General features: G+C 36.1%; 13 protein-coding genes. 5 read left to right on the forward strand and 8 right to left on the reverse strand.

Going from position 1 to position 12,882, the window contains the following annotated elements:
* Window positions 1–108: 108 nt before the first annotated feature.
* The gene (locus IGL98_RS14235) at window positions 109–999 is read left to right on the forward strand and encodes a VOC family protein (protein ID WP_206911667.1); all 891 of its coding nucleotides are present in this window, start codon (window positions 109–111) and stop codon (window positions 997–999) included.
* Between the two features lie 837 nt (window positions 1,000–1,836).
* On the opposite strand, the gene IGL98_RS14240 is transcribed toward IGL98_RS14235, so the two are convergent.
* The 7 genes from IGL98_RS14240 to IGL98_RS14270 form a co-directional block, all read right to left on the reverse strand.
* Entirely contained in the window at window positions 1,837–2,349 is a 513-nt protein-coding gene (locus IGL98_RS14240; RefSeq protein WP_206841769.1) for a hypothetical protein, read from the reverse strand.
* A 146-nt stretch (window positions 2,350–2,495) separates the two neighbouring features.
* Window positions 2,496–3,263 (reverse strand): DUF4097 family beta strand repeat-containing protein, encoded by a 768-nt coding sequence (locus IGL98_RS14245; protein WP_430605066.1) that lies wholly within the window; start codon window positions 3,261–3,263, stop codon window positions 2,496–2,498.
* Window positions 3,259–3,576 carry a PadR family transcriptional regulator gene (locus IGL98_RS14250; protein ID WP_206841767.1) on the reverse strand — a complete coding sequence of 106 codons (318 nt, stop codon included), beginning with the start codon at window positions 3,574–3,576 and terminating at the stop codon, window positions 3,259–3,261. The genes IGL98_RS14245 and IGL98_RS14250 overlap by 5 nt, the downstream gene beginning before the upstream one ends.
* Before the next feature lie 226 nt (window positions 3,577–3,802).
* On the reverse strand, window positions 3,803–4,342 hold the full coding sequence (locus tag IGL98_RS14255; protein ID WP_206911668.1) for a hypothetical protein: 540 nt from the start codon (window positions 4,340–4,342) through the stop codon (window positions 3,803–3,805).
* Window positions 4,343–4,380: 38 nt separating this feature from the next.
* Window positions 4,381–5,046 carry a hypothetical protein gene (locus IGL98_RS14260; protein WP_242590102.1) on the reverse strand — a complete coding sequence of 222 codons (666 nt, stop codon included), beginning with the start codon at window positions 5,044–5,046 and terminating at the stop codon, window positions 4,381–4,383.
* Between the two features lie 42 nt (window positions 5,047–5,088).
* Window positions 5,089–6,861 (reverse strand): glycosyltransferase family 2 protein, encoded by a 1,773-nt coding sequence (locus tag IGL98_RS14265; protein ID WP_206911670.1) that lies wholly within the window; start codon window positions 6,859–6,861, stop codon window positions 5,089–5,091.
* 3 nt (window positions 6,862–6,864) lie between these two features.
* Window positions 6,865–7,077, reverse strand: a complete 213-nt coding sequence (locus IGL98_RS14270) for a hypothetical protein (RefSeq protein WP_206911671.1) — start codon at window positions 7,075–7,077, stop codon at window positions 6,865–6,867.
* A gap of 302 nt (window positions 7,078–7,379) precedes the next feature.
* On the opposite strand from IGL98_RS14270, the gene IGL98_RS14275 reads away from it, so the two are divergent.
* Genes IGL98_RS14275 through IGL98_RS14290 form a run of 4 tightly spaced genes read left to right on the forward strand, consistent with a single transcriptional unit; the run spans window position 7,380 to window position 10,813 of the window.
* A complete protein-coding gene (locus IGL98_RS14275; RefSeq protein WP_206841759.1) occupies window positions 7,380–8,573 on the forward strand; it encodes a betaine/proline/choline family ABC transporter ATP-binding protein in 1,194 nt (397 codons plus the stop codon).
* Between the two features lie 4 nt (window positions 8,574–8,577).
* On the forward strand, window positions 8,578–9,213 hold the full coding sequence (locus IGL98_RS14280) for an ABC transporter permease (RefSeq protein ID WP_069646389.1): 636 nt from the start codon (window positions 8,578–8,580) through the stop codon (window positions 9,211–9,213).
* Window positions 9,210–10,145, forward strand: a complete 936-nt coding sequence (locus IGL98_RS14285) for an osmoprotectant ABC transporter substrate-binding protein (protein ID WP_277989043.1) — start codon at window positions 9,210–9,212, stop codon at window positions 10,143–10,145. Before IGL98_RS14280 ends, IGL98_RS14285 begins: the two co-directional genes overlap by 4 nt.
* Window positions 10,145–10,813 carry an ABC transporter permease gene (locus IGL98_RS14290; protein ID WP_069638931.1) on the forward strand — a complete coding sequence of 223 codons (669 nt, stop codon included), beginning with the start codon at window positions 10,145–10,147 and terminating at the stop codon, window positions 10,811–10,813. The genes IGL98_RS14285 and IGL98_RS14290 overlap by 1 nt, the downstream gene beginning before the upstream one ends.
* Window positions 10,814–10,871: 58 nt before the next feature.
* Here the strand turns inward: IGL98_RS14290 and IGL98_RS14295 are convergent, their stop codons facing one another.
* A complete protein-coding gene (locus tag IGL98_RS14295; protein WP_206911672.1) occupies window positions 10,872–12,695 on the reverse strand; it encodes an amino acid permease in 1,824 nt (607 codons plus the stop codon).
* Between the last annotated feature and the right edge of the window lie 187 nt (window positions 12,696–12,882).

Genomic DNA, 12,882 nt, shown 5'->3' on the forward strand with positions numbered 1-12,882 from the left:
ATCTGGCTACGAAGTTAGTTCCTTCTTAAGAGACAAAATACTTGAAACTGCTATTTTAAAACGATATACTTACTAAAAGTAAGCATATCGTTTTAAGGAGGTTTTATAATGTTTCCACCAATCCACCATGTTTCATTATTAACAAGATTTGCTGAGGAGAATCAGTTTTTTTATACAAACATTCTGGGACTACGCCTTGTAAAAAAAACAGTCAACCTAGATAATCATAATATGCTGCACTATTATTATGGTGATTATGCTGGAACACCAGGGTCCGTTATTACTTTTTTCGTTGTTCCTGCCCTTGCCAAGCGTTATGATAATCGCCATTTTTTGAGTACGATTGGACTAAAAATTCCCAAAGGTAGCCTAAGTTACTGGGAAAAACGTTTAAAGGACCTGCACATTCCATTCATTAAAGAAAAAGATACACTTCATTTTAAGGATAATGATCAAGTGAATCTTTATTTAGTTGAAGTAGAACAAGAACCTTTGAAAGACGAATTGCAAGTGAAAAGTTCTATACCTGGCAACAAGCAAATTCTGGGCCTTTTATCGACTGAATTTCATGTTGTTGAACCTGAAAAAACAGCTGATTTCTTTTTTCAATTATTAGGTTGGAAAAATACTGATGGCTATATTCGATTAAATAAAACTGATTTCATTCAACTCCTACCAGCCTTAACAACGGAGAAAACACGAATGGGACGAGGAAGTATGGATCACGTTGCGTTTTCAGTTAAGGACGAAAAGACTCTGGATAACCTATACAAAAAAGCGAAGGAACAAGAATGGAACATTGAAAAAATCGTTCATCGCGGGTATTTCAAAAGCTTGTATATTAGAGAACCTGGCGGTAATCGAGTTGAATTTGCTACCTTAACACCTGGGTTTACGATAGATGTACTATTAAACACTTTAGGCGAAACTCTTGCTCTACCACCTTTTTTAGAAAAAAAACGTGCTGAAATCGAAGCCACTATTTATAAAGAAAAATAGCTTGATTAACACATAAAAACTGAAATAAGTGGTCTAAATCAAACGACTGCTCTTATTTCAGTTAAGACTATTTAGATAGAGAATATAAAAACTATTTTGTCTTATTAAAAGATACAAACAGGTGCTTAAAATAAAAAGAAAGTGACTTATCTAGAATACATCACTATTGCCTTTATTTCTTCGCCCCTGTTTATATCCATCGAAACACCAAAGACCACTTTTGACTAAAAAGAACATTACCACCTTAACGATTCTACTAGTACTTGTTTGTCTTTGATATTTTCAAAAACGCAAAGATTGTATTTACTAAAAAACTTCAGACTGTCGGCTTCAATCATTGGCCATCCGTAATACAGCTCTTTACTTTATCTAGATAGAAACTAAATAAAAAATGGTGTTGGTAAACTCTACCAACACCATTGCATGTTCAACAAATAGGCATCGCATACTCCATCTAAAATTCTGGAAAAGAAAGTTCTAGATATTTCTCCAAAAATTGAGTAAAATGGAATATGTTGATGTTACGCATTGACACGGGCAACTTGATTGGTCAGCTTTCTCTGACTTCTCAGGACTTCATAGATCAGCGCCAACTGGTCTGTGAAGTGCCTTTTTTTATTATATTCGTTTCTATCTATTACTCATTTTAAAGAAAAACAATTTCATAGTCAACAAAGTGTCAGAAAGTTTTTTTGTTTATCTTATTTTATTATGAAAATAAATCTCTTTATCTCTAACTATTTACTAGTTGAGAGGAACAAATAAAAAGTCCATAGTCAAAACTTAAAAATTCTTTTACTCTAGACTCTATATTTTAATAAATTATGCGTGTACAACTTATATATTAGAGGTATCCAAGCAATCTTCATAAGACCAAAAAGAATCTCCAGTAATTTCTTCCAGCACTGGAATAGGCCTTTTTTTAGAGGACAACATCGTTTGATAACTAATTTTCCCTTCTTCAATTAGAAAAGTCCAATTTTTACCGTCTTTTGCTTGGATAATGTCTGTAAAATCGATCATGTTCTCTTTCAGCCATTTTTTTCTGTCTACTTCATAGTGTGAGTCATCGTGAAATAGTTCTTTTTTTAGCAAAATAAATTTTGCTGAAAAATCGATTCCTGCCGCCATATGATACAGTAGATCAGCTTCTTCAAAATACTTTTCCCTGCTATAAATATCTCCAAGTAAAACAAATGAACTAAAACACTCGTTCAATTTGATACCACCATTTTTGATACTTGTTTCAATAACTAATTTTAAAAAATATATCGCTTGCTGATCATCCTTCACATCCAAAGCTTGCTGCCCTTGTTTAAACCATTTTTTTATTTTCAATTTATTAAACATTTTCTTTTCCTTACTAACGTTCTTTCTATAAAAGCTTGTAACACACAGTATGCTTTTATTTTTTCCGTATTCATTACTGAGGAGAGCTGGGCAAAACTTGCACTGTTTTGCCCAGCTCTCCTTCTTTATCATATATCTTGCTGACTTTATTCAACTTTTTCTAAGATTTTGACATCTCCATTTTTAGATTTCACATCAATGGTATATTTGGCGTTATCTGGTGCATCTACAAAATCATTTCTTAATTCCCCAGTTTCTGTCTTTGCAGTAATCTTAACGGATTGACTTGGATCTTGCAGCCATTTGATAAACCCAGACTGACTAGAAACAGTTGCATTGACTTTGTTTTCTTGGATAGCAATCGTTGGACCAGATCCATTTTTCAACTCTAATGTTCCTTGGTTTTCTTCTGAAACAATTTTCCCCGTTTCATTGACCATCAAGAGATCACCTTTTGTTCGTTTGATGATTACTTGACCATTCGTTGCAGTTGCTGCAAGTTTTTTTGTTTCAGAATCTTCTAAAATCATACGGCCTGAATGATTGTTTAATACAATATTATCCGAACGTAAGAATTTTAATATAGAGAGTCCTTTGTCCCCCTCAATACTCAAGTCACCTAGCATACCCGTGATGACCGTTTTCCCAGAGTCACTTTTGACCTTTAAATTCATTGCAGATTCTTCGATGATCACATCACCATAATCACTGCTTATATTACCTTCATCAGCAATAATATTTTTAGCATAAACATCACCTGTAACCAAGTCTAAATCAAAGTTCTTTGTCTGAATATCCAATAAACGCAGATCTCCACGACTCAAGCCTAAATGAAAATCGTCGAGAATCGTTCCTTTTGGTATAAAGAAAATCACTTCTGTTGGTTTAAATATTCTTCCATCGTTTGCACTAATCTGCCTCCCTCAGTTTACTTACTTGTTCAACGAATTCATCCCAATCACGCTCTAAAGTTTCCAGATATTCTGTTCCTTTATCTGTCATTTTATAATACTTTCTGGAAGGACCATCTGGTGATTCTTTGGTATAAATATCGCAATAAGATTCCTTGACTAATCGACGCAAAACTGGGTAAAGCGCCCCTTCGGTAATTGGTATAAACTGATTCACTCGTTGTGTTAATTCATAACCATATCTATCTTCTTTTTGAATAAAATGAAGCACACACATTTCTAAAGCACCTTTTTTAAATTGGCTGGAAGCCCTCATCGCTCAATCCCCTTATCACAGTTTTGATTGACAAATTACCCGCTATTACTCTAAATGTCCACTGAAATAAACGGCTATGAAAAGAGCAATCATGACTACATCCATTTGCTATTCTTCTAGAAAAAAGAGTTCTACAATAAAAGTAAAGTCTAACTTCTATGAACAATCAAAAATCAGCCCTATTCCAAAGTACTTTGCGCTTTGGAATAAAATGTTTTTCAGCCTTCTATCCGTGGTTATTGCGGTTGTAATTCTTTTTCTCTTGAATGATACCTTGACGCTCTTCTGGTGTCAAATTAGGATCACCCAACTGTTCGCCCCACTCTCTATTTTTTTGTCCTCTTTCTTGCCCATTAGCTGAGGCGCCAGAAACCGCATCGGCTTCATCTACATTTTCTGGTGTACTGGGGATTTGTGTCTCTTCTATCCCCTCCTGAGTTGCAGACGGAGCTTTTTCTGCCTCTTGGGGTATAGTCTGATTGAAGGCTTCATCTTCTTCTACTTTTTTTGCTTCTGTTTTTTTTACTGTTTCTTCTTTTTGTTTTTGATCTCTCTTTGCTTCTTGTGTCTTTAGCTTTTTCTTGATTGAATTTTCAACATGTGCGATTTTTTTTGACACGACTTCGGCTAACCGTTCTCTTTTTAAAGCAAAACGTTCCCTAACAGCTTCGTCTTTGGAAAATGCAGCATCTGCGGTATTTATTGTCCGGGTCGTCCCGATACCGATCATCAAAAGAGCTATGCAAAATACTATAAATTTTTTCATTCTAACTTCTCCTTAATCAACATATTTCTTTACCATGGTTATCCTTGGAAAGCATCCAGCAGCTCATTAAAACGTTTCTCTTCATCTACAATGATCCAATATTTTTTTTCTTTATTATCCCGCTCTAATTCTAAATGAATCGTCTTAGGTTTTTTCGCTGCTTTCAAGTTTTTAAACGCTTTTTTTAGTGCTTCAAATTGAAATTGATTAAGGTCTTTGTCGGTTATTGCGTTTAATTCTTTTAATATCCCATTTAATTGTTTTTCATCAGAAATTTTGTCGATGTCATCTAACTTTTCGATTGTATCATAGCCTTTATTTTTTAACCATCTGACTAATTCTTCATCCGTTTTTTGCTCGATCGTCTGATCAAATGTGGTCTGATCTAGACCCTTAATCGTCACTTGTGCTTCTTGTCTATTGGAGTTGCTGTCTTTCATTTTTATAGAAAAACTGGTTTCTTTATCTAAACGTTCCTGATAGATTGCCACCAATTCTTTTGCTTGTTCTTTTGAAATATCGAATAATTCGGAGAAATCTTGCACCAAATCTGCTTGACTCGGCGCATCTAATTGATAAAAGTACTTTTCTGCAGCTTCCTTCTCTCTATCATAAATCACATTATTGATGAAAGCTGTAGCAACATCTTTAGGATCCGCATTCTTTGCGCATCCAGTTAAAACAACAACTATAAAAGCTAACATAATAACTATTCTCTTTATTTTCATACGTTTAATTGGCTCCTTTTATGACAATAACTGTTGATTTTTTTGTGCATCTTTTCTATTTTTGAATACATACTTAAAAATCGTGTAAAACTTAATTCTGATTGATTGAATATCACCGACTCCATATTTTGGATCAGAGTAAATCAATCCTAACCAACGATAGTGATTCTTGCGTGAAAATTTCTGTATCTTGAATGTGATCTCAACTTTTCCTGCTAAATTAATAATACGCGATCGAACCATTTTTACATTTTTTATATTGTGAAACGAAAGAATTCCTTCCTCTTGATTCAATAATGTACTTAGGAATGGATCTTGTTGAATAGCCGTGATCGTGACACTTTTTTCACCTAAACAATTGATTTGAACTGGAATCACTTGATCTTCTTTAACTAATTTCCCTTGATAATCTACAGGAATGATCATTGGTAAACGTGGACGCTCGTACGCTACACATACCGCAACAGTCAAACTGATAATGTTGTACAATAGCCAGTAAATATTAATAGAAAAAATATTCTGCCACTGTAGATAACGCAGATCTAATTGTAAAATATAATAAATCAATGCGAAGCAATTTGCTCCTAATAATAAAATTTGCACTTTGCAGTTACGCCAATCAAAATACCCTTTTTCTCCTTGTATCCCTTTGATTGTTACATGGAATTTTTTATTCTTTTTAGGGCTGAAAAGTGTTTCTTTCCAAACTGCCCAAGAAACTTGGGGCGCAGTAACTAACTCATAAATAGTACTGATAAAAGAATTGTATTTTTTCCTAGCAACCGATTTATACATCAAGCTGCCAGATAGAAACGCAGGCAACCAGAATATCACCAATTGCGCTAAGCTTGTTTTTAAACTAGAAATATTGAAAACTAGATATAAAAACGGACAAAGTAAATAAATCAATTTATACATCCCAGAATACCAGTACAACACACCATCGATATAAAACCATTTTTGTATAAAGGTTAAATTTTTTAATTTTTTTAATGTATATTTTTTAGCTACTTGCACATTGCCTCGGCCCCAACGATCCCGTTGTTTTACATAATCAGCCAACGTTTCTGGTGACAGTCCTGACGCAAGTGCCTCATTGACAAACACACCTTGCCAACCATTATTTTGCAGAAGCAGACCTGTTGCCATATCTTCTGTGATAACCCCTGTCGTAAAGCCGCCAATAGAATCAAGCGCGCTACGTTTGAATAAGGCATTGCTTCCTACATAAAGTACCGCATTAAATTGGTCTTTGCCTTCTTCTAAACTACGCATAAAAAAGTCTTGTTCATTATTGATTTCACTATCTAAATATAAATTGTGTTGAAAAATATCAGAATTAAAAAATGTCTGAGGCGTTTGGATAAAACCAACCTTCTCCTGCGCAAAATAGCCCAATGTTCGTTTTAAAAACTCTTGTTTAGGTACCATATCAGCATCTTGCGTCACAACGATTTCTCCATTGGTTTTTGTTAATGCATAATTCAAATTACCCGCTTTAGCATGCTCATGTGTGGGACGCGCAATAAATTCTACTCGATGTTTTTCCGCTAGCTTTTTCACCATTGAGCGGTTCCCATCATCACAAAGATAGATTTTTAATAGTTCTTTGGGATAATCGATCCATAAACAGCCAACAACTGTTCTTTCTAAAATTTCAATATTTTCATTATATGTAGCAATCAATATATCCACTGTAGGTAATTCTTCTAATTCATCCAATGATTTTTCAGCACGCTTATAAGGTTTCCAAAACAAGATAACCAACGTAAAAGCCTGAACAAACCCCATAAATTATGCTAAATACAATAAACTTCCCGCGATCATTTCAGCAATATTCCCACTAGGAATCGTATAAAGCAAACGCCAAACCAAGTAAATAAACTGAATAATAACAAACCCCGTTAAGACAAATTTCCGATAACGTTCCTTTTTCTTTGAAACAAGATAAAACAAAAATAAATAAATTAAACTACATACCAAATAACCTAAACCAATTTTTTCCATTTCGTTCTCCTTTTCACTCCCTATTATTCATAAAATAGTAGATGCTAGTCAACAATATACTAAGGTTTCTCACTATTGTCAATAGAATAATAGCCAATTCATTGAGCTTGCCCTACTTTCTCCTTTTATTTGTTATTAAAATCAGCTGATTTTTTCATTATTTTTGCTTGAAAATGATAGAAAAAACATCTGATTTGTCCAAATCGTTGTTTTGTAGCATACTAGTAGTAGAAACGTTTATTAGGAAACACTGCAATCATTTAAGAAAAGAGACACAGAAAAAAGAATTTGGGGTGAGAAAGTTGATCGAATTTCAACATGTTTCAAAAATTTACAAAGGCGGTAAAATCGCTGTAGATGATGTCAATCTGTCTTTTGATAAAGGTGAATTTATCTGCTTTATCGGAACCAGCGGTAGTGGTAAAACAACCTCTATGCGAATGATCAATCGAATGACTGATCCGTCAAAAGGAAAAATCTTAATTAATGGTGAAGATATTCAAACCATCAATCCAGTAGAATTACGCAGAAAAATCGGGTACGTTATTCAAAATATCGGCTTGATGCCACACATGACGATCAGAGAAAACATCGTCCTTGTACCTAAGTTATTAAAAGTCGACCTAGAAGAACGGAATAAAATTGCCGAAAAAATGATCGATTTAGTCGAACTACCTAGAGAAATGCTCGACCGTTATCCAAATGAGCTTTCCGGTGGTCAACAACAACGAATTGGTGTTGTTCGAGCACTTGCAGCGAATCAAGATATTATCTTGATGGATGAACCCTTTGGCGCTTTAGATCCGATCACAAGGGATTCTTTGCAGGATTTAGTTAAAGATTTACAAGAACGTTTAGGAAAAACAATTGTATTCGTTACCCACGATATGGATGAAGCGCTAAAATTAGCCAACCGAATCGCAATCATGAGTGAAGGAAAAGTCATTCAATTTGATACACCGGATAATATTTTACGTCATCCAGTGAATGAATTCGTCGAAGAATTGATCGGTGAAGACCGCTTGATCCAGGCTAAACCAGATATCACAACAGTTGGTGAAGTGATGCTAAACAACGCCATCACGATCACACCAGAAAAATCATTGTCAGAAGCAATCAAACTAATGAGAGAAAAACGTGTTGATACGCTCTTAGTAGTTGATGGTGCTGGTGTCTTAAAAGGCTTTATCGATGTTGAAACGCTTGACCGCCGTAGAAATACTGCCACAAGTGTCAGTGATATCATGAATCCAAAAGTCTTCTTTGTAAAAAAATCGTCTTTATTACGCGATACCTTGCAACGAATTTTAAAACGCGGACTGAAATATGTTCCAGTTGTTGATGACCAACAAAAAGTCGTTGGTATCTTAACTCGCGCTTCTTTAGTAGACATTGTTTACGATGTTATCTGGGGTGAAGAAGAATCAGAAGAATCAGCTCCAACTACAAGCGAAACAGAATCAACTGATGTCAAACAGCCTCAAGCGGAGGTGTAATAAAATGAATCAGTTTCTTTTAGAAAGAGGAAATGAACTTGTTACTAAAATTGGTGAGCATATTTTTATTTCTGGTGTTGCACTCATCTTAGGAATTTTGTTTGCAGTGCCGATTGGAATCTTGTTGACTAGAACAAAAAGAACAGCGGCCATTGTTATTGGTTTGACTAGTGCCTTACAGACGGTTCCTTCATTAGCACTACTTGCGTTGATGATCCCGATCTTTGGTGTTGGTAAAATTCCAGCGATCATTGCTCTACTTATTTATTCCTTGCTGCCTATTTTACGAAATACGTATATTGGGATCAAAGAAGTAAGTTCTGATTATAAAGATGCCGCAAAAGGAATGGGCATGACGAATGTACAATCGATTTTCATGGTTGAGTTGCCTATCGCGATGCCGACGATCATGGCGGGGATTCGACTCGCTGCAGTATACGTGATCGCTTGGGCAACACTTGCTTCTTACATTGGTGCAGGTGGTCTTGGAGACTTTATTTTCAGCGGACTAAATAATTATCAACCTGACTTGATTTTTGCTGGAACCATTCCTGTTACTATTTTAGCTTTAGCTGCAGACTTATTATTAGGCCTGTTAGAGAAGAAATTAACTCCTAAAGCATTAAGGGAGGCAGAATGATGAAACGAAAATTTAAATTATTACTCATAACATTTTGTAGCACACTGCTATTATCAGGTTGCTCTTTACCAGGACTCGCTTCTAACTCTGATGACTCTACAATTTCCATCACAGGCGGAATCACATCGGAAGCACAAATATTAGCAAGCTTAGTTGCTGGCATGATCGAACATTATACAGATGAAAAAACAACGATCATCAACAATTTAGCTACTACAACGATCAACCATCAAGCAATGATAAACGGGGATGCGCAAATTTCAGCTGCCCGTTATACTGGAACGGATTTGACTACGACGTTAAATTTGGAACCAATCAAAGATCCTAAAAAAGCGTTCGACGTAGTGCAATCAGAATTTCAAAAAAGATTTCAGCAAAAATGGTTTAATTCTTATGGATTTGCCAATACCTATGCATTTATGGTCACACAAGAAACCGCTAAAAAATATAATTTAAAAACCATCAGCGACCTTAAAAAAGTTGGCGATCAACTGACCGCAGGTGTGGATACTTCTTGGATCGACCGTAAAGGAGACGGTTATAAAGGTTTTACTGAAACATATGGTTTTGATTTCAAACGCGTTTTCCCGATGCAGATCGGTTTAGTTTATGACGCTGTTGCCGCTAATAAGATGGATGTCGTTTTAGGTTATTCAACAGATGGCCGAATCGGCAGTTATGATTTGGTTATTTTAGAAGATGACCTGCACTTCTTCCCGCCTTATGATGCCTGTGCTGTTGCAACTGATGAAGTGCTTAAAAAACATCCTGAATTGAATGATGTACTAGCTAAGCTATCAGGAAAAATTTCAACAGAGACTATGCAAAAACTAAATTATCAAGCAGACAACGATTTAATGGAACCTGAAACAGTTGCGGAAAATTTCTTAAAAGAACACCATTTCTTCGAATCTGACGGAGGTGGAAAATAATGCAGAATCTACAAGATATGAATTTACTGCAACAGTTTTTCTATTACTTTGAGCAAAACGGCAGTTATGTTTTGAGTCAATTTGTCCGACATTTTCTAATTTCTATCTACGGTGTCCTATTTGCCGCAATCGTTGGAATACCGATTGGCATTTTCATAGCTCGCAGAAGAAAAATGGCTGGCTGGGTCGTCAGTATCGCAAACTTGATCCAAACAGTTCCTTCCTTGGCTATGCTTTCGATTTTGATGCTAGGTCTTGGGCTTGGGGTAAATACTGTTATTGTCACCGTCTTTCTCTATTCTCTTTTACCGATCATCAAAAATACTTATACAGGCATGATCCAAGTCGATCGAAATATTTTAGATGTGGGTAAAGGAATGGGTATGACGAAATGGCAACGACTTTATATGGTGGAATTGCCACTTTCCGTTTCCGTAATCATGGCAGGGATTCGTAATGCTTTAGTTGTCGCAATCGGAATCACAGCAATCGGTGCTTTTGTGGGTGCCGGTGGTCTTGGTGATATTATTATTCGTGGAACGAATGCAACAGACGGGACAGCCATCATCCTTGTCGGAGCATTGCCGACAGCTTTAATGGCAATCATTACTGACTGGGTATTAGGCATGATCGAACGCCGATTAGATCCTGCGAGTAAACATTCATAAAAAAAGCTAACAGAAAAAGCAGGTAAGAATTTTAAAAAATTCTTACCTGCTTTTGTTATTACTTCTTCAAATGATAACTATAGGTCGCAACGACAATATTTTCCCGCCAAGATAATCGTAGACGTAAACGTAAACTCGTCTGATTATGCAGAATATTTTGCCAGCGCCTATTAGGGACAAACTGCGGAATCAAGACCGTCGTTGTATAATTTCGTTTCGCTGAATTTTTACTTACCAAATCTACATAACGGAGAATTGGATTCGTAATGGAACGATAAAAAGAATGAACGACTGAAAAACGAATATCAGGAAAATGTTGTTTAAATTCTGCTTCAATTTCCTTTTCTTTTTCGACATTCTCATCTAGCGATACATGCATCGCAACGACATAATCACCAATCGAACGAGCATAATTCACTGCACCTACGTTTGCCTGCGTCGCATTTCCAACTAAAACAATGACCGTGTTACCATAAAATTCCTGTTGCTTAACCGTTTCCTCTAAGCGCAGTTGTTCGGCTACTTTTTGGTAATGAGCATGAATACTGTAAAAAACAAAAATCAAAACGGGCATAATAATAAAGAACGGCCAGATATCACCCAATCGATACATGAACAAAATAACGATGATGCCATAAGAAATCAACGCTCCAACAATATTGGCAATCGATTTTGACAACCATTTTTTAGTCTCTTTCCGCCATTTAATGACCATCCCCGTCTGAGATAGCGCAAATGGAATAAATACACCGATCGAATAAAGTGGAATCAATCGTTCCGTTGACCCTTGAAAGATCAATAACAACACAACGGAACCGGCAGCCAAAGTCAATATCCCGTTTGAATAGCCTAAGCGATCCCCACGATCCATATACATGTGCGGCATAAATTTATCTTTCGCTAAATTATATGCGAGCACTGGAAAAGCTGAAAATCCCGTATTGGCAGCCACTGCTAAAATCAACGCCGTTGTAAACTGCAGTACATAATAAAGAATATTTTGACCGAAGACCGCTTTTCCGATTTGAGCCAACACAGTCACTTCAGTTTGCGGAACAATCCCATACCAATAGTTGATAAATGTGATTCCGACAAAGAAAAACCCTAAAATTGCAGCCATTAATGTTAACGTACCTGCCGCATTTTTTGCTCTAGGCTTTTTGAAAAATGGCACCGCATTACTAATTGCTTCAACTCCTGTCAATGAAGATGATCCAGAAGAAAATGCCCGCAGAATCAAGGCGATCGTAATGCCTGGCACAACTGTTCCAGGTATTGCGGTTGCATGTAACGGTACGGCACCCGTAACGATTTTAAATAAGCCTGTTGCAATCAACAATGTAATCACAGCGATAAAACTATACACAGGAAACATCAGAAAACCAGCAGATTCTCTTAGCCCACGCAAATTCATCAACATGATCAGTAAAACAATAACGATCGAAATTGCTACTTGATGACCATACAAAGCAGGTACCGCTGAAATGATTGCCTCAGCTCCTGCCGAGACGGAAACGGCAACTGTCAACATATAATCAACTAACAATGATCCGCCAGCCACTAGCCCTGCATTCTTTCCCAAATTTTCACTACTGACAACATAGGCTCCGCCGCCATGAGGATACGCATGAATGATTTGCCGATAAGATAACGTTAATGAAATAAGTAAAATAATAACAAAAGCAGCAATCGGTAACGAATACCATATGGCAGCAGCAGATAACGTAACGAGTACAACAACGATTTGTTCTGTACCATAAGCAATCGAAGACAAGGCATCTGATGACAATAACGCAAGAGCCGCAAATCGACTTAATTTATGCTCATCGTTTTCAGTAGATTTTAAAGGTTTCCCGATAAACAATCGTTTCAAATAGTCCACTTTTTTCCTCTCTCCTTCTCTGATTTTTTCTATCCTATTTTCAGAAAAAAATATGTTTTTTTCCACAAACAATGACATATGCTACGCTCATAAATTGTGATTGTCAATTATTTATATGCTAAACTATTAAAAAATTCATCTCTCCCTCCTTAACTATTAAAGAAACTCTTAGACCATTGATTTTCTT

Source organism: Enterococcus sp. DIV0840 (assembly GCF_050527835.1).
Lineage (GTDB): Bacteria > Bacillota > Bacilli > Lactobacillales > Enterococcaceae > Enterococcus_L > Enterococcus_L ureasiticus.